This window comes from Shimia litoralis, from assembly GCF_005518135.1.
GTDB lineage: Bacteria > Pseudomonadota > Alphaproteobacteria > Rhodobacterales > Rhodobacteraceae > Shimia_E > Shimia_E litoralis.
The window spans coordinates 15,988-39,340 of sequence record NZ_SULI01000026.1 but is presented as its reverse complement, the minus strand read 5'-3'; the positions used below and the strand labels follow the sequence as shown (position 1 = coordinate 39,340).

The following is a 23,353-nucleotide window of genomic DNA, read 5'->3' as shown; positions in this document are numbered from 1 at the left end:
CATAAACCAGATGCATCTTAGCCAAGCCGCAAACCTGTCCTAAAAAGCAGGACCACTTCAAACACAGTACATGCTCTCAGTCTAGCACAGCCATATGTCCAGTCAGAAGCTTTTGGGGCTATGGTTTCTATACATTTACCCGCAGACCTATCCTTTTGGATATAATGCACCGCCGCGGTTATCAGATATGGTGATTCCACAACGACGCTGGATCTGTTGCTTGCCACGGCGGATTCTACAAGGGAAAGTCAGATTATGATGCTCAATGTTTCTTTTCCTATGCTGCGCGTGATTGCAGCGGTCGTGTTTACTTTCACTGGTGGCGCCGGCTTCTCTGAAGCACACAACTCACGGAACGGTCCTGTTTTGACTATTACAGGCCTAGTCGGGGATGCCGAAGCATCTGGTCTACTTGAAGTGGATTTCGAGATGCTTGAGGCGCTGCCAGTGACTGAATTCAGCACCACAACAATTTGGACGGACGGCGTTCAAACCTTTTCGGGCGTCGAGCTGTCGGTTCTGATTGAAGAACTGGGGGCACGGGGCACAACGCTAACGGCGATTGCGGCGAATGATTATGCCATTGAAATTCCCATTTCCGATGCCGTTCCGGGTGGGCCGATTGTGGCCTATAAGATCAATGGGTCCACTATGAGCGTACGGGAAAAAGGCCCACTGTGGATTGTTTACCCCTACGACCAAAAAACCGAATACCAGAACGAGGTCATATACTCGCGCAGCATCTGGCAGCTAACGCAGATAGTTGTGCAACCTTAACGGAATGCGCCTATGCTATCGGGGAGTAGACTATTTTTCGGAACCTAGCCCTGCAAGCATTTAGCAAATATCGTACAATTCCGCTGGTTTTGGCAATTGCGATTGGAGCGTTGACGCTGATCGGCGTTGGCAGTCGCGTAAATGACCAGCTCCAAGAACTGCGGACGGCATCCGTTGACAATGTACAGTGGACGTTGACCCAGCTTGAGGTCGAACTGTTGGTCTTGGATCGTGCGGTGAACACGGCCCGCATTCACAATACAGACATCTCAAAACTCGCGGATGTAAGGCAGCGGTTTAACGTGCTCTATAGCCGAGTTGTCACGTTGCAGACAGGCGCCGAATTTTCCGAGATGCGCGCTGATCCCGAGATATCCTTAGGACTTGAAGAAATAATGAGGCTCCTCGATGGGTCTGTTGCAATCATCGACGGGAACGATGCGGATCTTGTTGAGGCGTTGCCGTATTTTTCAGATGCGGCACGGGAAATGCGGCCCCAAGCGCGCGCGATAGCGATCAAGGGCATTCGGATATTCTCTGAAAGGTCAGCACGCCAGAGATCAGTTCTGTCGGCATTGCTTACCACATTTAGCGTGCTGACGGTCGTGATGATCGTTGCGCTTGGAACGGCGCTTGCGTTCCTGTTCCATCAATTTTCTGTGGCACATCGAGAAAGCTTGGAGCGACGGCGCACGACAGCGCGCCTTGAGTCCACGGTGGGCGTGTCGTTGGATGCGGTTATCGTGGCTGATGCAGCCGGGGTTGTGATTGACTATAGTGGGGCAGCCGAGAATATTTTTGGTTATGATTTGCGTGAAGCAATTGGTCGACCGCTTGTGGAGTTGATTGTTCCCGAGAAATATCGCGAAGCGCATCTTGCGGGCATGAAGCGGTTTCTTGATACGGGAGAAAAACGCGTGATTGGCCAAGGTCTGGTGCAATTGGGCGCCTTGCACAAAGATGGCCACGAGTTCCCGGTCGAGGTTTCGATCGCGCAAGCTGCCGGACCGAACGGTCCAATTTTTGTATCGTTTATTCGGGACATTACGGATCGGATCGAAACACAAAACAAACTAACGCAGGCCCTAGAAGATGCCCTTGCGGCGGATAATGCCAAATCCTCATTTTTGGCAGTTATGAGCCACGAGATGCGCACGCCTATCAATGGTGTTATGGGCACATTGGATTTGCTGTCAGCAACGGACTTGACTGACACACAGCGACAGTATGTCGATCTAGCGAAGGTGTCCGGAAATGTTCTGTTACGGCATGTGAATGACGTTCTGGATATTTCCAAAGCCGAAGCCGGAAAGCTGGAAATTCACAGTGATGTGTTTCAGCCGGAGGCGCTAATCAAAGAGGTTCTGTCAAGTAACGAAGCTTTAGCCGAGATTCGCTCAAATACGCTGCATTGTCAGATAGATATTGCTCCCGAAAGTTGGGTGATCGGAGATGGCTTTCGTTTGCGTCAGGTTTTGCTCAACTTGGTTGGGAACGCGATAAAATTTACCGAAAATGGCCAAATCGATGTTCGGGTTTCCCAGTCAGCGACGGATACGCGCTTACACGAATTTAGAATTACGGACACTGGTATCGGCATTCCGGACGATCAGTTGGATCGGATTTTCGAAGATTTCGTGACGCTTGATACAGGCTATGCCAGAAGAAGCGAGGGCACCGGTTTGGGGTTAGGAATTAGCCAGCGTATGGCGACAGCGCTTGGTGGCGAAATAGGGGTGACCAGTAAAGCGGGGGTAGGATCGTCGTTTTGGGTTAAGGTCCCTCTGTCTGCGGCTGAACTGCCGGTGGTATCAAAAACATCCACGCCTGCGGCGCGCCCCCAACTGCCCAATGGACATCGTCCTTTGTCGATACTGACGGTCGAGGATAATCCAATTAATAGCTTTGTATTGAAAGAAGCCTTAGAGAGCTTTGGTCATTCGGTTAGTCAGGCTCAAAATGGCAAGTTGGGAGTCGAACAAGCCAGAAAAATTTCTTTTGACGTCATCTTTATGGACGTGAGCATGCCGGTCATGGATGGCGTCAAGGCCACAGAATTGATCCGCCAATCTGATACGGCGTCGCAAGGTGCCCCAATCATTGGGTTGACGGCGCACGCTCTTGCCGAAGAACAGGAACAGTTTCTGGCAGTTGGGATGACACGTGTGCTAACCAAACCGGCGTCGCTCGCGGACTTGGAACAGGTGCTTTCGGATATTGGGTCATCTGAAAGACTGCTCAGGAAGGGCAACGACAAACTCTTGCTGGATCACGAGGTCATCGACCAGCTTCAGAACTTGCTGGGGGCACCTGTTTTCCAAAAAAATCTTGAGCGCTTTTTTACCGAAGCCAATGAAACGCTTGAGACATGCGGAGAGTTAAAGACAGGTAAAGAGGTTGAGGCTTTGATTGCAAAAGTCCATGCGCTGGCCGGGTCTTCAGCAATTTTTGGCGCAACGGAACTGCAAACAAAACTTACGCTCTTCGAACAGGGGCTCAACGCTGGCGTCTTAGAGGCAGCCCAAGCCGACTTTGCGGCCCTGCAAGATGTCTGGAAAAATACACACAGAGAGTATCAGCAGACTGACCAGTCTGGCGCGTGACTAAAAGTTCGGAACAGGGTTGTAACAAGTTCCCCTTGCTAGACGACAGGAAGCTCAGCCTCAGCGCGTTTGGTCAATAAATGCCCACCGCTGGGTCGCACGACGATGTTTTCTTCGTGAACCATCATGTGCCCATCTCCGTAAGATAAAGACGGTTCAATGGTGAGGACCATGTTTTCTTTGAGAACCGTATTGTCAAAGGCAGCATGACTTGGTTGTTCCGTCAGTTGTAGCCCCAAACCGTGCCCCAAACGGCCGATATCTCCGCCTGATGGATCGATCTCAGAGATGACTTTTGACATGGTCGTAAACAGATCTCGGCAGGTGTTGCCCGGACGCGCAGCTTCAATCCCGGCCTGTGTGGCGCGCCACAACACGTCATATGCGCGCCGCGCGGCGTCATCTGCGTGCCCGATTGCCCAGTTCCGGTCAAAATCACAATAATATCCGTCCCAAATACATCCCGTATCCAGCATCAGAACATCGCCCGCGCGCAAGGGGCGGGTGGTCGGAGGTGAAATGACATCTGCGTATCCACCTTGATCGGCTGCTCCGACCAAATACGGGGTGTTGTCTGCTCCAAGCCCGATAGCGGTCCGCCGAAACTCGCGAAAGACCTCCTCGAGGGGCTGACCTTGGTGAATGAAAGATGGCACGGCGGAAAATGCCGCGGATCCGACAGCACATATATGCGCAATCTTTTCGATCTCGGCGTCGGATTTGACCATGCGCAACCCTTGAACCAGACCTGTGGCATCTTCAATCTCAAGATCGGGAAGCGCGCTGATAAGACGTTCCCAATCCCCTAAGGGCATGCGCAAATACGTTTCATGCCCTTTCATCATGCCGATCTTTTGGCCCCGTGTCGCAAAAGGCAAAAGCAAATCGGTCAAAAGACTAATGCCATCATCTGACGGGGCGGGGGCGCTCCATGTGCGGATGTCATCAAGCCAACTGTGGCGCATCAATTCCGCGCCGATCTCGGGAATGATTGCAATGGGTTTGCCTGATGCGGGAATAAACATGAACCACGGGCGGGTCGGGCTTTGCCAAAACAGGGTCTGAAAACCGCTAAAGTATGCAAGCTCTGGTTCTGTGGTGAGCAAAATGCCCGCGAGACTTTGTGCCGCCATCAAAGCCTGCGCACGTTGGGTGCGCGCTTGAAATTCCTCTGCGGTGAACCCGCGTGCCGGAGCATTCATCATCGGCTGATCCTTTTCGTCGCTAACAGTTTGGGCAGATCATACCAGAAAAGGGCGCAGGTCTCTCGACCGGCGCCCAATCTTAAGGGGTCTAATACTGACGTGCGCTATCTTCCGAGGCGGTGCGTGGCACCAGGGCTTTGACAAGGCTTGTCATGTCAAGGGTGCCCACCGGAGTGCCGTCTTGCGTCACGACAAATGAATGCGTGATTTCGCCACCCGAGCGCGCAATCAAGCTTTCCAAAGTTTCGTCGTGACCGACTTCGCCTTGGGTATTTGTTGGGACCGGATTTCCATTGAGAGGCGTCATAATCGAGCGCACCCTCAAGACCCGCGCACGGTTGATATCGCTCACGAAATCTTCGATGTAGGGGTCATTCGGATTGAGCAATATGTGCTGTGGTTCGCCTTGCTGCACAACGTATCCGTCTTTTAGAATGACCAGATGATCCGCCAGCTTGAGCGCCTCGTCGAGGTCGTGCGTGATGAACACGATGGTTTTGTGCAACTCGGTCTGCAGCTCAAGCAACAGGTCCTGCATGTCAGTCCGGATGAGCGGGTCAAGTGCAGAAAATGCTTCGTCCATCAACATGATCGGCGAATTTGATGTCAACGCGCGGGCAATACCGACACGTTGTTGCATACCGCCGGACAATTGATGCGGATAGTGGTCGCCAAAGCCGTGCAGACCCACACGATCCAGCCATTTATCGGCCTCAATCAGGTAGTCACGTTTTGCAACGCCACGCACATCCAAGGTGGTGCCCGCATTTTCGGCAACTGTGCGATGCGGAAGCAACGCGAACTTCTGAAACACCATAGACATGACTTCGCGCCGCAGGTTTCTCAGTTGCTCTTCGCCATAGGTCAACACGTTTTCACCATCGACCTCCACCTCTCCCGAGGTGGGCTCGATCAGACGGTTGAGATGGCGGATCAATGTGGATTTGCCCGATCCGGACAAGCCCATGATGACGGTGATTTCACCTTCGCGCATGTCTACATTGATGTCCTTGAGGCCAAGGACATGTTGATGCTGACCCAGCAAATCGGCTTTGCTTGTTCCGGATAGAACGTGCTCGAGGGCGGCTTCTGGTCGTGCTCCGAAAATCTTGTACAGATTACGGATCGAAATCTTGATCTTATCGGTCAAAGTTCTGCCCTCACTTAATGCTTTTGCGCTGCGTTGACGCGATCAAGGGCTGCCTTGGTGACGCGGTCGAGAATAATGGCCAGCAGAACAATGCCAAGGCCGGAGACAAGCCCGACACCCAGTTCAAGGTTCCGAATGCCGCGCAGGACGAGAACGCCAAGACCCGGCGCCGAGACCAAAGATGCGATCACCACCATGGCCAAGCTCATCATAATGGTCTGGTTGATGCCCGCCATGATGTTGGGCAGGGCCAGCGGGATCTGAACATCAAAGAGCTTTTGGCGATCTGTCATACCAAAGGAATCGGCGGCCTCAATAACGTCTTTGTCGACAAGTCGAATGCCCAGATCCGTGAGCCGGATCACGGGCACAATCGCATAAAGAATGATCGCGATACCATAGAGTTTGGGCTCAGTGACCGAGAACAAAAAGATAAGCGGAATTAGATACACAAATGGCGGGAGCGTTTGCAGCATATCCAGCACGGGGATTGTGGCGCGCTGCAGTCGATCATTGCGAGACATTGCGATGCCGATCGGAACCCCGAAGAGGACACATAAAAAGGCGCAGACAAAGATGATGGCCAAGGTTTGTGTTGCGTGTTGATAGAGGTCGACAAAAGCGAGGAACGACAGACATGCGGTCACGAAAGCGACTAGTTTCAGTGACTTGGATGCGAAGTAGACAATCAGCATCAGGATCGGGAACATGATCCACCATGGGGTCGCCTCGAACAGGGTCAGCGTGCCATCCAAAAGCCAGCTCAAGGGCTGTGTCAATGGATCGAGCACAACCCGAAGCATGTCTTTCATGGCTAAAAAGCCGTCTTCGACGCCTTTTGTCAGGTCGCGAGATTGGGGGAACTTTGCGCAAGCATCATTGAGCGCATCAAGCGATGGGAACGGAAGTGACCAGATTGATGGGTCTTCGCCAGAGCCGCCTTTGGCCAGCAGATCGGCCATGGATAGCGGGCCGTCTCCTGTCTTGCCGGCATCACACCAGTCCCGCAGGCCAAGCCCGTTAAAAATAAAGTCATACGTCGCCATGTCGTCAATACCTCCCCAGTACACTCCGGCCGGCCAAGCACCGCCCAGAGTCTTTGTTGGTGCCGATCAAAAAAACCGCGCGGCAAAGCGCGCGGTTCTGATCCAATTATTTGATGAATGCAGCCAGTTTTGCTTTGGCGTCATCGTTGACCCACTGAGACCAAACGTCAGAATGGTTTGTCAGGAAGTAAACCGCAGCTTCTTCTGCAGAAGCGCTGTTGTTGTCCTGCCATGCAAGCACGCTGTTCAACAGATTGATTTCAAAGCTGACGTTACGCATCAAAGCGGCAACATCAGGCTCGCGCGCGGCTAAGTCGGTGGTCGCAACTGTCAACACTGGGGCGGGTGGGAAATCGGAAACACCGGGGTTCGCAGAGTCTTTTTCATTGTTCCGTGAGTGAATTGCAGGATCAACGTCCGCAATTTTCACTTGGGTCATCGGGTATTTGCCCAAAACCGCAGTTGGTGCCCAATAATAGCCGAACCATGGCTCCTTGTTCTCGTATGCAGAGGCAATGGATGTTCCCAGTGTCTCGCCCGATCCGTGGTCAAACACGTCCATGCTGCCGCGCAAGTTCAGGGCCGTGATGATGTTGTCGTTGACGATACGGCAGCCCCATCCGTCTGGGCAGTTGTTGAAACGTCCACCAACAAGGTCAGGGTTGGCCATGACGCCTTCGATGGTTGTCAGCTCTGGATGTGCTTCAGCAAGGTATGTCGGAATCCACCAGCCTTCGACGCCACCTGGATTAAAGACCTCTGCCATGCGCTCGACTTTGCCGTCGGCTTCCAGCTTGGCATAAACGTCGCCTGTCGAGTTGAGCCACAGCTCGGTCACGATGTCAGGCTCGCCGTTTTCAGCCAGCGATGCGACTGATGTTGTGGTCGCCGAAGGGACCTTTTCAACTGTACAGCCGTACCCTTGTTCCATTAGGAATTTGGAAACTTCGGTGATGATTTGAGACGAGGCCCAGTTCATCTCTGTGATAGAAACTTTGCCGCACTCGGCAGATGCTGCACCCGCTGTTGTCAGCATCGCGCCGGTGGCAATTCCGGCCACTGTTTTTAAGATTTTAGACATTGTGTTCTCCCTGTTTTTTATGTCCCGCATCCAAATTAGCAAAGAAAACTCTGCCAATTCTTGCAGTTGAACTGCTGTAAGCGTAGTCGACAGTGGGCTTGCATACAAATATTTTTCGCAGAAAATAAGTTATAATTCACGTTTTTGAGAGGAGCGCGTTAATGTGAAGTGGAGCAATCAACTTAAGGTAGTGTTTGGGTGTTAGCCAGTTTGATATTGGCCTGCTCAGGACGTATTCGGGCAGATGTCTCGAGACTCTTTGAACTGGAACTTACCGATTCGCGAAGGAGAATTTCTGAAGTCCGATTCAGAAAAATTTGAGTCCGAAGCCAGTCTTGGTTCGCAGTTCATAGATTTCAAAATTATAAATTTAAGGTGCGCCGCGTGGCGTTCATCTCGAACTAGGTTGGTGGAGGCCCGGCACTCTCGCTAACTCGAAAGGCGTTTCTCTCGAAACGTTCCTCGCTGGGGGCAAGGCCAAACTGTCTACGATAATGTCGTGTCAGGGACGACGACGAAAAATATCCCGTCGCCAGTGCAATTTGCATAATGGACTCGTTTGAATATCGCACCATTTGCCGCGCTTTTTCCAATCGTAATGTACGATAATACTTGAGCGGGCTTTCCCCGGTGTCTCGTTTGAAGAGGCGCTCGAGATTACGAGGAGAGACATTGATCGCAGTCGCGACGTCCGAGATAAGAATAGGGTCCTCGATGTGTTCGGCAAACATTTGAATGGCTTGAGCCACGGGTTTGGAAAGTGAATCTTCGGTTGTGTCCGACCCGATCGTTGGGCGCTTTTGTTGCACATCCGGGCTGCGGACAAACGGGTGCTGGAACCAACAGGCGACCTCGGTCATGATGCTCGCGTCAAGGTGTTCTTCGATCAAGCCCAGCATCAGATCAAAGACGGCACTGCCTCCTGCGACGGTCATGCGGCGACGATCGCGGTTGATGACGTCGCCTGTTGTCACAATATCCGGAAACTCGACTTTGAAGGCCTCGTCATAGCACCAATGCGCCGCAACAGAGTGGCCGGTCAGAACACCACTTCGGGCAAGTGGAAAAATGCCACCGGAAAACCCGCCCAATATCACGCCGGTCCGATCAAGCCAGCGCAGCACGCCATTGCCCTTGCTCGGGTTGGCAAATTTGGCGTCTGGCCCAGAAATTAAAAAGAGGTGTGTCAACGCATGCGGCGTCTCGATGGAATCGTCAGGCGAAAACATCACGCCAGACGATGATCGCACTGGCGCGTTAGTTTCAGCAATCAGGCGCCACCGAAACACCTCTTGGTTGGCGATTTCATTGGCTGCGCGCAACGGCTCTATTGCCGAGGTCAGGCATGCCATTGGGAAACCTGGGAAAATCAAAAATCCTAGAGTTTGGGTCACGGCTGCGGCACCTTATGGCCAAGGGCGGCGACGGTCTGAAAAATCCTCTCTTCCAGCTTTCCAGCGGCGGGCGAATTGGGGCGATTGTTCTTGCGCAAAATTTGCAGGCTGCGTCGAATGGACGAGTCGGCGAGGGGCCTGAAAACGATGTCGTCAAGGCCGAGCATCTTGATGGCTGTTTCGGGCAAGATGGTAATTCCCAATCCAGATCGGACCATAGCCACTAAAGATGTGTTGTTGTGCGCCGTTAACGCGGCACGGTCATGCAATGCCAAACTTGTCGGATCGTTGATGCGGCCAGACAGGCTATTGGCAATCAGGCGTTCTTGGGAGATTTCGTCCCAATCTACTGGGCCGGCGGTTTGGGCCATTCGTGTGTCGACGCGGCACACGACACCAAGCGCATCAGACAACAAATGGCGCTTGACCAATGTGTTGGGATGACCTGCCGCCGAAGCGATGCCAATATCCGCATTTTCTTTGGTGACCTCGTTCAGGACCGAGGCGGAATCCATGTCGCGAAGTTCGATTTTTACGTCGGGGTGTTCCTCGAAAAACTGCGAAATTGCCTTGGGCAAAATGGTGCCGGTGAAAGAGGGTACAGCGGCGATACGAACCGTGCCTTGCTTGGAGGATGCAAAATTCTCGATGGCCTGAATGGTCGCATCGAACTGTTTGAGCTCACGCGAGGCCTGTTCAAAAGTAAAAAGCCCCAGCGCAGTCAGTTTTGACTTTCGATCCGTTTCAAAAAGCGGTTCCCCCAGAAGCTCTTCAAATTGCTTGAGTGTCATTGAAAGCGCTGAGGGGGTGCGGCCCAAGATCACCGCAGCCTCGGCTAGCGCGCCTGTTTTGGCGACCGTCACAAAGCAACGTAGCATTTCAATTTTGACGGCCACTTCAGCATTCCTGAAACAAACTTCAATAACTTAATAATAGCTGAAAATAGGCGGTGAGTCCAGCATTGGCTGGAAACTGAACTGGCTCGGCGGCCTCCAACGTGGGGGGGCTGGAGCTAAATCACGGACTTTGCCGAAGCGATCAGCGCGTGCAGCAATGACTCTGCCGAAGACCGAGGTCCAATCACGCAAAACCGATCACTTGTGTTTTCGCATCTTACGAAACATCCGAGGTGGTGCAGCAAGGTGCGCGTCACATCCCCTCGCGACATGGCGCGAATATCAATGTTGCAAAGTCTCTCAAAGACATCGGCACAGCGTGATCCAGACACTTCAAACTGGCACCAGCCATCGGTTTGCTCGGTGACGCTGGCGCTGTCACCAACAGCCATCTTGATCTGTGTGGCCAGCAATTCATGTGTGTCATAGGGCGCTTGCACCAACCATTGATCCGGTCCGATCCACATGGCGTTTAGGTGCGCGTGCGCAACCCATTTCCCCGGCGTGGGCAGCGAGGTGTCGAGAAACGCTTGGATGGCGGCGGGCGAGTGATTGTGCCGCAGAGCCACCGAAGCCAAGGCAAAGTTGGTCTGTTCGACGATCTTGAGACCGTCAAAGTCATGTATCCGGCACGTGTCGCCACCCAGTGGCGTAATGGGATTGAGATTATGCACGAAGACGATCCCCCTCTGGGTCTACAAAATGCGGGCTTACAACTTTGACGTCGATCGTCCCTACCTCAAGCGGGTTTACGGCGCGCAGGATTTCTCCCTGGCGTTCGGCGCCGCCCTTGAGAAAACCAAGCCCAATGGAGCTGTTAAGCGTCGGCGAGAAGGCCGCAGAGGTAATATACCCTTGATCAGAGGCGGCATTGATATCCCCTGATTGCGCCATCAAGTGTGCGCCAGCCAACACTTGTTGTTTTGTATCAAGCGGCTGAAGGCCAACCAAGATCAGCGCGTCGGGTTGGTTCATCCCGGCACGTTCGCTCAGCGTGCTGCCGATGCTGTCTTTCTTTTTGCTGACCATACGGCCCAGACCAAGGTTCAACGCCGATGTTGTTCCGTTCAATTCGTTGCCCGCAGCATGGCCTTTTTCGATGCGCATCACGCCAAGAGCCTCTGTGCCATAAGGCACGGCGTCAAATTCTTGGCCCGCCTGCATCAGTTGGCGCATTAAGGCATCGCCATATCGGGTGGGCACTGCAATTTCATAGGCCAATTCGCCCGAGAACGAGATGCGGAACAATCGGGCACGGCATCCACCGCATACGGTGATGTCGCCACAGGCCATAAAGGGGAAGGCCTCGTTGGAAATGTCGTATTCCGGATCGACGATTTTCTGCAACAGCTTGCGGGCGTTTGGCCCTGCAACGGCGTATTGCGCCCATGCTTCGGTGGTGGAAATCAACTGTACATCCAAATCGGGCCACAGACATTGGCGCGCAAATTCCATGTTGCGATAGACCAGCACCGCGTTGGCCGTGGTGGTCGTGACCACAAAGTGATCCTCTGCCAGCCGCGCGGCCGTGCCGTCATCATAGGCGATGCCATCTTCACGCAGCATCAGACCATACCGCACCTTGCCCACGGGCAGTTTGCCAAAAGCGTTGGCGTATATCTTGTTCAGGAACTCGGCGGCATCCGCGCCTTGCACGTCGATCTTGCCCAAGGTGGTGACGTCACAGACGCCAACAGAGTTTCGTGTGCCCAGAACTTCGCGGTCGACGGATTGTCGCCAATGGGTTTCGCCGGGCTGCGGGAACCATTGTGCCCGCAACCAGTTGCCGACCTCTACAAAAACAGCCCCTTGTTCTTGGGCCCATGTATGGCTGGGCGTTTTGCGGGTTGGATGAAACTCCATCCCAACAGAGCGCCCCGCCAAAGCCCCCATCGAGACAGGGGTATACGGCGGGCGGAACATTGTGGTGCCAACTTCGGGGATCGATTTTCCCGCCAGTTCGGCCATGATCGCCAGCCCACCCATATTGCTGGTTTTGCCTTGGTCCGTGGCCATGCCAAGCGTGGTGTATCGCTTGAGATGTTCGACAGATTGAAACCCTTCCTGATGGGCAAGCTTGACGTCTTTGACCGTGACGTCGTTTTGCTGATCAAGCCACGCGCGTCCCTTGCCCTCGGTGACATACCAAAATGGGGATAGCGCGATGGGGGCGTCTTCTGCTGTAGGAAGGTCAGCGCGGCGGGCTGTGATCCCGATATCTTGCAGGGATGTGACGGCAGCTGATGCGCCCTGATCAAGGGCAGCAGCGGTCGAAAATGCGCCGTTGGCAGCGCCGGCGACCACCATGCCCGGCGGCAGGTTATCATCGGGTACAAAGGCCGCAAGGGTCGGGTTCCACTGGGGACGCCCACGTTGATGGCACGTCATATGCACATTCGGGTTCCATCCGCCCGACACAGCCAAGGCATCGCAAGTGACATCGCGGACATCACCATCGGATGTGCGCACTTTCACGGATTTCAGCCCCAAACGCCCCTTGCTGTCGATGACCTGTGCACCACGCAACATGTCCATCCCCGCGATCTCAGGCGCATCAGGACGGGTGTCGATGACGGCTGCAATAGACACCCCGCGGGCCAAGAGATCGTGCGCCGTGCGGTGGCCATCATCGTTGTTGGTAAAGACTGATACCGTTTGTCCCGGTGTGACCGCCCAGCGGTTTACGTAGCTGCGGGTTGCCCCTGCCATCAAAATTCCCGGACGGTCATTGTTTTCAAACGCAATCGGGCGTTCAATGGCACCAGCGCACAGGATCGCACGTTTGGAATATATTCGCCAAAAAATCTGGCGAGGTTTGTCTTGTTGGGGCGACGCGACGTGGTCCGCCGTGCGCTCGACAGCGCCGTAAACGCCGTGATCATAGGCCCCGATCACAGAACAGCGTGTCAAAACGCGGACATTGTCCAGCGTCTCAAGTTCGGCTTTCACCGCGGCAACCCAATCTGGGGCAGGGGCATCATCGAGCGGTGCCGTCTCGGACATCAGGCGCCCGCCTAATTCGAAATCTTCATCAGCCAGAATAACCCGTGCCCCTTCGCGCCCCGCCGTCAGAGCCGCCGCCAAACCTGCGGGGCCTGCGCCAATGATCAGAACGTCACAATGCAAGAAGCCTTTGTCATAGGCATCTGGATCGTCTTCCAGAGACAGGCTTCCCAATCCGGCAGCTTTGCGGATGATCGGCTCGTAAATTTTCTCCCAGAATGCAGCGGGCCACATAAAGGTTTTGTAATAGAAACCGGCGCTTAGGAAATTTGAAAACCGATCGTTGATGGCCATGGCGTCATACTTGAGCGACGGCCACCGATTTTGCGAGTTTGCCGACAAGCCCTCATACAACTCTGCCACTGTGGCACGTGTATTGGGTTCTTTGCGCCCCCCGCTGCGCAGTTCTACAAGCGCGTTGGGTTCTTCAGAGCCGGCGGTCAACACCCCACGTGGCCTGTGATATTTAAACGAACGCCCCATGAGCTGTACGCCATTGGCCATCAATGCCGAGGCCAACGTGTCGCCGTGGAACCCTTGGTAGCGCGTGTTGTCAAAGGTAAAGTTGAGTGTGCGGGTGCGATCGATCCGACCGCCCTCTAACCGATTGGATTGCGTCATGTCCGCCCCCCTTGTGCGCGAGCAACATCGCGCGCCAGCTCTACGTTCGAAATTTCGTGGGTCACGGTATCGCGTGTGACCACCAGCCACGACCGGTCGCCTTGTTCGTGAAACCAAAGCTCGCGATGAAATCCCGCGGGGTTGTCCCGAAGATACAGGTAATCATGAAATGCATCGGCCGCGTCATCGGCTTGCCAATCGGGGCGAGCCAACAGGGATGCATCGCCTAGATACGTAAACTCTTGTGCATCCCGAGGGCCAAGAAGAGGATGGTTGATGATCATTGCGATGTCTCCGGATCAATGCAGGTTGGGCTGTGCGCCCTGACCTTTTTCGTCGATCATGTGACCTGTGCGGAAGCGGTCTAGGCGATAGGCCTGTGCCACCTCATGCGGCTGATCTGTGCTGAGAAGATGGGCAAAACAAAGCCCCGACGCTGGCGTGGCCTTAAAGCCGCCATAGCACCAACCCCCGTTAAAATAGAGCCCGTCAATGTGGGTCTTGTCGATGAATGGGGACCCATCCATTGACATGTCCATGATGCCCCCCCAACCGCGCAACAACCGCACGCGCCCAAGTGCTGGGATCAACGACATCCCGCTTTCGATTACATCTTCGACGACAGGAAGATTTCCGCGCTGGGCGTAGGAATTATAGCCATCAATATCGCCGCCAAACACAAGGCCGCCCTTGTCTGATTGGCTACAATAAAAATGTCCCGCGCCATAGGTGATCACACCCGGCAAGACGGGCTTGAGTCCTTCTGAGACAAAGGCCTGCAGGACGTGGCTCTCAATGGGCAGGCGCATGCCTGCTTTGGCCATAAGTCGGCCAGAGGATCCGGCAACAGCACAGCCCACCTTGTTGGCCCCGATGAACCCAAGCGACGTCTCGACCCCTTTGCACACGCCGCTTTCGATGCGAAATCCGGTGACTTCGCAATTCTGTATGATGTCGACACCGTGTTGATCCGCACCGCGCGCATACCCCCACGCGACCGCGTCATGGCGCACCGTGCCGCCACGCCGATGCAAAAGGCCGCCCTTGATCGGGAACCGCTGGTTGTCAAAGTTCAGAAAGGGGTAGAGCTTGCGCACACCTTCGGTATCCAGCAATTCGGCATCAGATCCATTCAAGATCATGGCGTTGCCGCGCCGGCGCGCGGCGTCGCGTTGGGCGTCACTGTGAACAAGGTTCAAGATCCCGCGCTGGCTGACCATCGCGTTATAGTTCAGATCCTGCTCGAGAGTTTCCCACATTTTAAGAGACATCTCGTAAAACGGTTCATTCCCGTCCAACAAATAATTCGAGCGAATAATCGTGGTGTTTCGACCCACATTGCCGCCCCCGATCCAGCCCTTTTCCAGAACGGCGATGCTTTTTTCCTGATATTTCTTTGCAAGATAAAATGCGGTGGCCAAGCCGTGCCCGCCGCCGCCGATGATGACAATGTCATATTTCTTCTGCGGGGCAGGGGTGCGCCACGCAGGGGTCCAGCCTTTGTGCCCTGTCAGAGCTTCTTTGATGACCTTGAAACCAGAATACCGCATCGCGTTCCTCCATTCGCCCCTAACATAATCCGGAACCGCCCCATTCTGAGAGCGCAATCGGACAGACATCACTCCATTTCGGACAACTGTGCGCAGGGGGGGGAGGGATTTTGCATGGCTCAAAGCGAAAAAAATGCGCGCAAAGGAAACCCTTGCGCGCATTGTTATTTTGAAAACCAACCTAACAGTTGGTCAACGGTGCCTTACTCGGACGCCGCATGCTTGTCGCGGATGCTGTCGCGATACAGCGCTTTGGTCAGCGCCACACACATCAGCCCCATGACCATCGTGAACGGCAACGCCCCAATGATCATGGCACTCTTCAAGGCTTCCATTGGGTCTGCACCACCATTGGTTTTCCCTGCAATCAGCAAGGTCCCAATCACCAGTGTCAAAACCACACCCCAAACGATACGGTGCTTGATGCCTGTGTCCTGCTCGCCGCCAGACATGATGGTGTTCATCACCAGAATGCCCGAGTCAGCCGAGGTCACAAGGAAGGTCATAATCAGCACAACACACATCACGGTGATGGCCGACAGGAACCCGCCCGAAATCATCTCGCCCAAAGTGACGAACAGCTTTGCCGTGTTGGAAGCGCCGATGATGGCACCTTCGGCATTGCCAGCCAGTTCGAGATCAATGGCTGTGCCACCGAGGATGGTCATCCACGCAAAGCAAACCATCGCAGGTGCAAAGACACAGCCAACGATGAATTCACGTACCGTGCGACCTTTTGAGATGCGCGCAAGGAACAATCCAACAAATGGAGAGAACGCAATCCACCAAGCCCAGTAGAACGTGGTCCAGCCAGCCTGCCAGCCAAACTGACGCTGCGGCTCACCTGCGGCATAGACCGCCTGAAGAACCGGATCAGCCAACGCTGCTGCGTCGCCTTCTAGGCCCCCCTTGAAGCCGTCAAACGACCCCCAAGCATTGGTTGCCCCACCTTTGAGAGCATCCGCGTACGGGGCTGCTTCTGCAGGAAGTGCGGCCGCAAATTCTGCTGCCGACTGTGGACCATATGGGCCAAAGCTAAGCGAGATGTAGTGCAGGATGTAATCTGCAAATGCCGAGACATAGGTGCTCATGGCGAACATGAACGATCCAAAGATCACAAAGGTCATCAACAGAATGATCGACAGAACCAGATTTAGGTTCGACAGATATTTCACGCCGCGCCCAACACCTGATACGGCAGACAGGATCGACAGACCCATGATCACCAGCAAGCCAGCAACAAGTCCAACTGTTCCCGGTTTCGGAGCATCGCCAGTCATGTCCATCATCCAGCTCATGCCTGTGATCGCATACAAACCGTCAATGAACTGTGAAACACCAAAGCCGATTGTTACGGACACACCAAGGATCGTCGCAACAACGCCCAGCACGTCAACGATATGGCCCAGCACGCCGTTCATCAATCCGCCAAACAGCGGAGTCAGAGCAGAGCGAATTGTCAGGGGCATATTGCGTGTATAAGCATAATACGCCAAGGCCAAACCTGTGGTCACATAGATTGCCCAAGCGTGAAAGCCATAGTGCAAGAACGTGTACCGGAAACCAGATTGAACGGCCTCTTCGGTGTTTCCGACAACATTTCCAGCCAGGATTTCGGGGTTAGAGCCCCAAAGCCCAAGTGGCTCTGCGGTGGCAAACACCATCAGGCCGACGCCCAGACCGGCACCAAACATCATTGAGAACCACGAGAAATTCGAGAACTCTGGGGTTTCTCCCGCTTGCCCCATAATTCTTTTTCCTGTGCTCGGCAAAATCGCGACGACAAGCAGAAAGAATGAGAAAAAGCCGACAATGACAATGTAGAATGAATTGAAGTCTTCTAGGATACGCCAGTTCAGGCTTCCGAGAACACCATTCGCATTGGCTGGCCAAATGAGGGCCCAGATTACAAGAGCAACCATGATCCCCTTGCTGAGCAAAGCAATTGGTAAGCTATTGCCGTGATAAAATCCGCCTTCAGCCTTTTGGATCTGAAGATCGGTAAAGGGTTGTTTGATAGACATGTGTTCCTCCCTATTCACACAATTGCCTTAGTCTTCCCATTTTAAACCTGTGCAGTTGCTCTTGGCCGATGGATAATGGTCAAGAAACGACACATGTGTCGGGAAAACGAAAGTGTCAGAGCAGAATCGCGTTGATCCGCTCCAAAGTTGCGACGTTGACGTCAACGCCGTGGTCTGCGGACTTGCGCCGCTTTGATTGCCGTCCATCTCCTGGAAGATGGGCACCATCTTGGTCGTGAATGGCCCCGACAAGATCGGACATACGGGCTGCGAACGCGCCTTGCGCGGTTTGGCCCGGGTCAATTGCGATAAAGAACTGACCGGTTTTTGGTGGGCCACCTGCAGTGCCAGAGAATGGCGATGCATCAATACCCAATGTGGCGCCGGTCATGGCTGCGGCCATGATTTCCGTGAAAAGCGCGATGCCAACGCCTTTGTATCCGCCGGATGGGGCCATTGAGCCCTTAAGACCCACATTGGGATCGGTGGTTGGGTTTCCGTCGCTGTCCAAAGCCCATCCAACCGGAATGGCCTTGCCCTCGCGGGCGTGCTTCATGACTTCGGATTTGGCAATCGTGCTTGCGCTTTGGTCAATCAAAAGGGCTGGTTGGCCATCCTCACCGGGGGCGGCGATTGAAAAAGGGTTGGTGCCGACGACAGGTTTGGATCCACCTGACGGGGCAATCGAGGCAGGCGCGTTGGTAAAGCCTATTCCAAGTAGACCCGCTTGGGCCAAGCGATAGGTATGGCATCCAAGCACACCACAGTTATAGCTGTTATCAATCGCCAAGGCTGCGATACCTTGTTCACGGGCCAGAGGTATCAAGCTGTCAAAACCGAGATCAATCGCAGCATGTGCGAATCCGGTCGCCGCATCGACCTTGATGACGCCGGGGCGCGGGGTCGACATCACGGGCTTGGCTTGGCCGTCAACTTTGCCGCACTGGACGTGTTCGCAATAGATCGGGATATATGCCAAGCCGTGGCTGGCAACCCCGTCTGCTTCGGTTTGTGCGGTGGCCACGGCCAACGGGCGGGCGTTCTCTTCTGAAGTACCTGCGGCCACAAGGGCCCGAAATGACAGATCTTCGATCTCGGCAAGGCTTAGGTTTTTGGTTTCAATCATATTGTCCTCGGGATGTCAGTCGTTGTCTGAGAGGCCGGAACCGGCCCCCTTGAGACGGGATTCTTCGGTGGCAGGTGCATAGGTGCGCGCCGCAAGTTCGTTTAGATAGGCCCAGTCGGTGGCAAGGGGCGCTGCCCGCGTCGATTGTGCGACCGCTTGGCCAGAGGCGTCTGCGGTTTTGACCGTAACCAAATCGGCCACATCAATCGCTGGGATATCTGCAGTACAAAGGCCGGCTTCGGATACGATCACCGTGTTGCCCGACCAAGTGATCGCGATAGGATGCCCAAGATGGCGCGCAGCGGCAGCAGCAAACGGCAGCAGCAGTTGAGGGGCGACCACATTGTGCATCCGTATGGCCCCAGTCGGCAGACGATACGCGCAATCAGACAAAGATGCGCCACTTATGAGCGCGCAAAGCTGACCTGACTCACTTGCCCAGTCACCATCCAAGGACATAGGTGCCATATCGGTGGCACGATCTGTCGCGCGCAAAAGGCCAGCCAAGACCGCGCAGCCGTCAACACCCTGCGCACAGAGCCAGCGGGTTGCTTTGGCTGCTTCTTCCGCCAGCCCCCATGTATATGCCGCCCCGCGTGTTGCTTTTTTTGCGGTGGCTTCAACTTCGTTGAGTGCATAGGTCATGATCGGCCCTCCAGTTCGGGATAGACCCAGCGATCTGCGTCGCTATTGGCCAAATCTTCGGGGTAGGGGGCACCGCCGTACATGCTGATCCTGACCCAGCGGTCCGACCGAGGGTCAAATCGCGTGGCGCCAAAAAATGCCAGTTTGCAGCGCAGCATATCTATGGGCAATACATCCGCGCTGATGGTGTTGTCGTGAATTTCCCCATAAGGGGCCCGGGCATTTATCTGTGCGCGACGGACCATGTGGCGGTGTTCTGGATGTTTGAGCAGAAACTCCGCAACGGGGGTGTCCGAGGGCCAGTCCTGCAACGCCGCGTGAAGATGTGCGGCATCACGTGCGGGTGCCAAGGGTTGCTCAAACTCGGCGACAGGTTCCTCAAAACGTTCGGCCAGTCTTGGTTCCAGTTTTTCCTCGGAGACGTACCATGCACGGGCGCAGTTTTCTGTGGCGCTCCAGTCTTTGAAAAAGCCCCAGCCAAAGCATTGTTCCAAATGTGCGTGAACGTCTTTGACGGTCATGGCCCCGTCGATCCGAAAGGCGTCCGTGTCAAAATCGGCCATACAGTCGGCCAGACCATCCACAAGGTCGCCATAGGGTTCTAGCATCAACGACGCGATCAACTCTTGACCTTCTTCGGTCAAGGTTTTTTCGGCCCAAGTGTAAAGCCGGTTCCAAGGATAGTCGTTGATCAAATCATCCGCCGCGACGAAGGCGTTGATCTTGACCAGATCGTCTTGGAGATCAGAGAGCTTGCCGATCTGGATCGGATGCTCGGACGTCCAGCGGTCAATCGACGTCTCAGAGCGACGCAGCACATGGCGGAACAGGTTGGTTTCTTTTTCGGTGGCGGTGGCCACAGATCGTACGCGGGCAATGGCCTCTTCGCGCGCGACAATCCAGTTGTTGAACAGCACCGGATGGTTCACGATATAAGGGGCCATCCCCAATCCGGTCGAGTTGCCAATCCCAAGAGACAGGGCGATCTCAGGCGCAAGGTCAACCGCGGCGTCGCCACCTTTTGTTTTGGCCATATGGTTGACCAAATCCCGCACAAAGGCGCGTGTCAGGAACACCGACAACATCTCTATCTGAAACGGAACCAGTGTTTCGGCGCGGTTGGCTGATTTCTCACGATCAGCCGCACCGAGTTTTCCAGAGCCATAGACCGCCGTGGTACGCATTAAATATCCGACAGCAGCGACCTTTTGCACATCAGGTTGATGCCCCGCAGCGAGCGCATCGACAAAGTGCTCCCATAGTCTGACAGACCGGTTGGCGCGTGAGACCGAAAGCTCGGATTCTGAAACCCGTCCGGCTTCTTGGTACGGTACGTTTTTGGCCAGTCGGTCGATATCAGCTTGTGTCGGAACGCCATCAAATAGCGTGAACGTGGCATCCCATGCCGTGGCGATGACCCGATCCGACCGCATGTCCGGTGGCAAATCATGGGCAAAGGCAATCAGGGAGTATGTCCGGTCGGGGCCAGTCGCGGAATAGACCGCATGGCCCACACCTTTGTCGTCAATTTCGAAAACCGGACGGCTAAAGCTCCAGTTTTCTCGTGCCATACGGCGGGTCAGAATGCGCATAAAGCTTAGGCGGCTTTGATGCAGCGATCCTAACCGAGACAAGCGCATCACAGTTGCCGGAGCGCGCCTAGGTATGGTGGTCTGCGCGACTGTTTCCATATGGTGTATCCCTTATGTCTGGCTCTTGGGGCCAAAGTTGTCGGCGAAAAACTTGTACCAGTTTCCCCCCATTATCCCGGCAACCTCATCGTTGCTCAGGCCGGTCGCGCGCAGTCCTGTTTCGATATTTCCGAAATGGCGGTTATCCTCGAACCACTGCGGCATCGGGGGGAACCCCGGTGCAGTGGCAGAGCCTTCGCCATAGTCGATTTCTTTGGACCAACGACCAACACGCATCCATTCCACAATGCTGTCGGGTTGATCCTGACAAAGATCTGATCCGATCCCCAGGTGTTCTGTTCCGTATTGATCTGCTGCCCGTGCGATCATTTCGCAAAAACTCTCTAGCGTGCAGTCGGATTTGTCCTTGAGATGGTGGGGGTATAGTGAGAACCCAAGCATCCCGCCGTTTTCAGTCACGGCCCGCACGACGGCATCACGTTTGTTGCGCAATGCTGGCGACCATTCATAGGTGTTCGCATGGGTGATCGCGATCGGACGCTCGGAAAACTCGGCGGCTTCGATGGTCGAGCGATCTGCAGAGTGGCTCATGTCGACGACAAGCCCGACACGATTCATCTCTTTGATGACTTGTTTGCCCATGCGGGTGATGCCGGTGTCCTCAGACTCGTAACAGCCCGTGGCCAGCAGAGACTGGTTGTTATAGGTGAGCTGCATAAAACGTGCGCCCAGCGTATGGACGATTTCCACCAGCCCGATGTCGTCTTCGATCGGGCTGGGGTTTTGAAAGCCGAAAAAGATCGCGGTCCGACCGGTTTCCCGAGCTTTGTCGATATCGCTTGCCCACTGCCCTTTCATGATCAGATCGGGGTACTGTTCGAACCAGCGGTTCCACTTTTCAAAGTTCAGCACGGTTTCCCGAAAATTCTCATGATAGGCGATGGTGACATGGACTGCGTCCACCCCACCTTCGCGCATTTGCCGAAAGATTTTTTCCGACCAATTGGCATATTGTAGGCAGTCAATGCGCATTACACAGGGCTCCCCGCTGAGATATAGGCCGTTTTGACGGTGGTGTAGAACTCGGCCGCTGCTTTGCCTTGCTCGCGCGGGCCATATGAACTGTCGCCACGTCCGCCAAACGGCACGTGGTAATCTGTGCCCGCAGTCGGCAGGTTCACAGTGACAACACCGGTGCGGGCGTTGCGACGGAAATGCGTGGCACGTGCCAGCGATTGGGTCACGATCCCCGAGGTCAGGCCAAAGTTGGTGTCGTTGACCACTGACAGCGCCTCTTCATAGCTGTCGACCTTGATCACGGATGTCAGCGGCGCAAACATTTCTTCGCGGTTGATGCGCATGGCATTGTTGGTGTTCAAGAACACGCCTGGTGACATGTAGAAACCGGTGTGCGGCATCTCGAGACGCTGACCGCCACAGGCCAATTCGGCGCCTTCGGTTTTGCCCAGATCCACATAGGCCAGATTCTCATTAAGCTGCTGCTCGCTGACGACAGGACCCATCTGGATACCGTCTTCCAACGCATGGCCGACTTTCATAGCCTGTGCGCCAGCAACCAATTTTTCCACAAAAGCATCATGGACTGCAGCGTGGACCACAAGACGAGACGACGCAGTACATTTCTGGCCTGTGCTGCCAAAGGCACCACCCAAAGCCAAGGTCACGGCCAGATCAACGTCAGCGTCATCCATCACGGCCAAAGCGTTCTTGGAGCCCATTTCCATTTGAACTTTGGTCAGGTTCTGGATTGCCGCAGAGGCGATGCCTTTGCCGACGGGTACCGAGCCGGTAAATGTGATGGCATCGACCTTGGGGCTTTCGACCAAGCGCTGGCCAATCGAGCGACCGGAGCCCATGACCAGAGAGAACAGACCTTTGGGAATATCCTGACGGTTGATGATTTCGGTCAAAGCCACGGCAGAGGCCGGGGTGATGTTGGCGGGTTTCCAAACGACCGCGTTGCCATAGCAAAGCGCAGGCGCGATCTTCCAAGACGCAGTGGCGGTTGGGAAGTTCCACGGGCTGATAATGGCGACCGTGCCAACGGCTTCGCGGCGTACGTCAACTTCGACGCCGGGGCGCACGCTGTCTGCATTCTCGCCAAGTTGGCGCAGGCATTCTGCAGCGTAATAGGTGAAGAACTGGCCAGCGCGAAAGACTTCGCCTTTGCCTTCTGCAAAAGGTTTACCTTCTTCGCGGCTCAGAAGTGTTCCCAATTCCTCGGCGCGCGCCATTAGCTCGTTGCCGATTGCGTTCAGAACCGCCTGTTTGCGCTCCATGCCATAGGCTGCCCATTCCGCCTGAGCAATTTTTGCCTGATCCAGTGTCGCATCCAATTGATCCGCGCTTGCTTGGGCAAAGACGCCTACCAGATCGCTGAGATCCGAAGGGTTGCGGTTTTCAATTTCGCTTTCGCCAGCCAGCCATTCGCCAGCGATAAGGTTCAGTTTCGAGTCTGCCATTGCAATAGGTCCACCGTAAATAGAGATGGAACAGGATTGCCGCTGATCGCCACATCAGTCAAACTCAAACTTCTGAACTAAATTTAAGCAATTTTGA

The 23,353-nt window shown here is 54.6% G+C and carries 18 protein-coding genes; 2 read left to right on the top strand and 16 right to left on the bottom strand.

Annotation, left to right across the window (positions count from 1 at the left end):
- The first annotated feature begins 255 nt into the window (after nt 1-255).
- Nucleotides 256-777 carry a putative pterin-binding protein gene (locus FAP39_RS15200; RefSeq protein ID WP_138017239.1) on the top strand — a complete coding sequence of 174 codons (522 nt, stop codon included), beginning with the start codon at nt 256-258 and terminating at the stop codon, nt 775-777.
- 110 nt (nt 778-887) lie between these two features.
- Entirely contained in the window at nt 888-3,380 is a 2,493-nt protein-coding gene (locus FAP39_RS15195) for a hybrid sensor histidine kinase/response regulator (RefSeq protein WP_138017238.1), read from the top strand.
- A 38-nt stretch (nt 3,381-3,418) separates the two neighbouring features.
- Here the strand turns inward: FAP39_RS15195 and FAP39_RS15190 are convergent, their stop codons facing one another.
- The 16 genes from FAP39_RS15190 to FAP39_RS15115 all read right to left on the bottom strand — a co-directional run bounded on the left by FAP39_RS15190 (nt 3,419) and on the right by FAP39_RS15115 (nt 23,256).
- Entirely contained in the window at nt 3,419-4,585 is a 1,167-nt protein-coding gene (locus tag FAP39_RS15190) for a M24 family metallopeptidase (RefSeq protein WP_138017237.1), read from the bottom strand.
- 88 nt (nt 4,586-4,673) lie between these two features.
- Entirely contained in the window at nt 4,674-5,735 is a 1,062-nt protein-coding gene (locus tag FAP39_RS15185) for a quaternary amine ABC transporter ATP-binding protein (RefSeq protein WP_138017236.1), read from the bottom strand.
- A 14-nt stretch (nt 5,736-5,749) separates the two neighbouring features.
- Nucleotides 5,750-6,781: an ABC transporter permease gene (locus FAP39_RS15180; protein WP_138017235.1), complete on the bottom strand. Its 1,032-nt coding sequence runs from the start codon at nt 6,779-6,781 to the stop codon at nt 5,750-5,752.
- Nucleotides 6,782-6,887: 106 nt separating this feature from the next.
- Complete coding sequence (locus FAP39_RS15175) at nt 6,888-7,862, bottom strand: ABC transporter substrate-binding protein (RefSeq protein ID WP_138017234.1); 975 nt, start codon at nt 7,860-7,862, stop codon at nt 6,888-6,890.
- A 401-nt stretch (nt 7,863-8,263) separates the two neighbouring features.
- Entirely contained in the window at nt 8,264-9,256 is a 993-nt protein-coding gene (locus tag FAP39_RS15170) for a GlxA family transcriptional regulator (protein ID WP_246059192.1), read from the bottom strand.
- Nucleotides 9,253-10,152: a LysR family transcriptional regulator gene (locus FAP39_RS15165; RefSeq protein WP_138017233.1), complete on the bottom strand. Its 900-nt coding sequence runs from the start codon at nt 10,150-10,152 to the stop codon at nt 9,253-9,255. Before FAP39_RS15165 ends, FAP39_RS15170 begins: the two co-directional genes overlap by 4 nt.
- A gap of 116 nt (nt 10,153-10,268) precedes the next feature.
- Nucleotides 10,269-10,826: a sarcosine oxidase subunit gamma gene (locus FAP39_RS15160; RefSeq protein WP_246059191.1), complete on the bottom strand. Its 558-nt coding sequence runs from the start codon at nt 10,824-10,826 to the stop codon at nt 10,269-10,271.
- Complete coding sequence (locus tag FAP39_RS15155; RefSeq protein ID WP_138017231.1) at nt 10,819-13,776, bottom strand: sarcosine oxidase subunit alpha family protein; 2,958 nt, start codon at nt 13,774-13,776, stop codon at nt 10,819-10,821. The genes FAP39_RS15160 and FAP39_RS15155 overlap by 8 nt, the downstream gene beginning before the upstream one ends.
- On the bottom strand, nt 13,773-14,060 hold the full coding sequence (locus tag FAP39_RS15150; protein ID WP_138017230.1) for a sarcosine oxidase subunit delta: 288 nt from the start codon (nt 14,058-14,060) through the stop codon (nt 13,773-13,775). Before FAP39_RS15150 ends, FAP39_RS15155 begins: the two co-directional genes overlap by 4 nt.
- Nucleotides 14,061-14,075: 15 nt before the next feature.
- Nucleotides 14,076-15,326, bottom strand: coding sequence for a sarcosine oxidase subunit beta family protein (locus tag FAP39_RS15145; RefSeq protein ID WP_138017229.1), 1,251 nt, complete (start codon nt 15,324-15,326; stop codon nt 14,076-14,078).
- 203 nt (nt 15,327-15,529) lie between these two features.
- Nucleotides 15,530-17,350, bottom strand: coding sequence for a BCCT family transporter (locus FAP39_RS15140; protein WP_138017228.1), 1,821 nt, complete (start codon nt 17,348-17,350; stop codon nt 15,530-15,532).
- A 115-nt stretch (nt 17,351-17,465) separates the two neighbouring features.
- Complete coding sequence (locus FAP39_RS15135; protein WP_138017227.1) at nt 17,466-18,476, bottom strand: Ldh family oxidoreductase; 1,011 nt, start codon at nt 18,474-18,476, stop codon at nt 17,466-17,468.
- A gap of 15 nt (nt 18,477-18,491) precedes the next feature.
- Nucleotides 18,492-19,121 carry a DUF3726 domain-containing protein gene (locus FAP39_RS15130; RefSeq protein ID WP_138017226.1) on the bottom strand — a complete coding sequence of 210 codons (630 nt, stop codon included), beginning with the start codon at nt 19,119-19,121 and terminating at the stop codon, nt 18,492-18,494.
- Nucleotides 19,118-20,812, bottom strand: a complete 1,695-nt coding sequence (locus FAP39_RS15125) for a hypothetical protein (RefSeq protein WP_138017225.1) — start codon at nt 20,810-20,812, stop codon at nt 19,118-19,120. Before FAP39_RS15125 ends, FAP39_RS15130 begins: the two co-directional genes overlap by 4 nt.
- 12 nt (nt 20,813-20,824) lie before the next feature.
- Nucleotides 20,825-21,805: a membrane dipeptidase gene (locus FAP39_RS15120; protein ID WP_138017224.1), complete on the bottom strand. Its 981-nt coding sequence runs from the start codon at nt 21,803-21,805 to the stop codon at nt 20,825-20,827.
- A complete protein-coding gene (locus tag FAP39_RS15115) occupies nt 21,805-23,256 on the bottom strand; it encodes an aldehyde dehydrogenase family protein (protein WP_138017223.1) in 1,452 nt (483 codons plus the stop codon). The genes FAP39_RS15120 and FAP39_RS15115 overlap by 1 nt, the downstream gene beginning before the upstream one ends.
- Between the last annotated feature and the right edge of the window lie 97 nt (nt 23,257-23,353).

What these genes read in the sequence shown, in the direction of transcription:
- FAP39_RS15180 (WP_138017235.1), bottom strand. Translation starts at nt 6,781, where the DNA reads ATGGCGACGTATGACTTTATTTTTAACGGGCTTGGCCTGCGGGACTGG.
- FAP39_RS15115 (WP_138017223.1), bottom strand. Translation starts at nt 23,256, where the DNA reads ATGGCAGACTCGAAACTGAACCTTATCGCTGGCGAATGGCTGGCTGGC.
- FAP39_RS15175 (WP_138017234.1), bottom strand. Translation starts at nt 7,862, where the DNA reads ATGTCTAAAATCTTAAAAACAGTGGCCGGAATTGCCACCGGCGCGATG.
- FAP39_RS15135 (WP_138017227.1), bottom strand. Translation starts at nt 18,476, where the DNA reads ATGATTGAAACCAAAAACCTAAGCCTTGCCGAGATCGAAGATCTGTCA.
- FAP39_RS15140 (WP_138017228.1), bottom strand. Translation starts at nt 17,350, where the DNA reads ATGTCTATCAAACAACCCTTTACCGATCTTCAGATCCAAAAGGCTGAA.
- FAP39_RS15120 (WP_138017224.1), bottom strand. Translation starts at nt 21,805, where the DNA reads ATGCGCATTGACTGCCTACAATATGCCAATTGGTCGGAAAAAATCTTT.
- FAP39_RS15190 (WP_138017237.1), bottom strand. Translation starts at nt 4,585, where the DNA reads ATGATGAATGCTCCGGCACGCGGGTTCACCGCAGAGGAATTTCAAGCG.
- FAP39_RS15130 (WP_138017226.1), bottom strand. Translation starts at nt 19,121, where the DNA reads ATGACCTATGCACTCAACGAAGTTGAAGCCACCGCAAAAAAAGCAACA.
- FAP39_RS15145 (WP_138017229.1), bottom strand. Translation starts at nt 15,326, where the DNA reads ATGCGGTATTCTGGTTTCAAGGTCATCAAAGAAGCTCTGACAGGGCAC.
- FAP39_RS15155 (WP_138017231.1), bottom strand. Translation starts at nt 13,776, where the DNA reads ATGACGCAATCCAATCGGTTAGAGGGCGGTCGGATCGATCGCACCCGC.
- FAP39_RS15125 (WP_138017225.1), bottom strand. Translation starts at nt 20,812, where the DNA reads ATGGAAACAGTCGCGCAGACCACCATACCTAGGCGCGCTCCGGCAACT.
- FAP39_RS15150 (WP_138017230.1), bottom strand. Translation starts at nt 14,060, where the DNA reads ATGATCATCAACCATCCTCTTCTTGGCCCTCGGGATGCACAAGAGTTT.
- FAP39_RS15200 (WP_138017239.1), top strand. Translation starts at nt 256, where the DNA reads ATGATGCTCAATGTTTCTTTTCCTATGCTGCGCGTGATTGCAGCGGTC.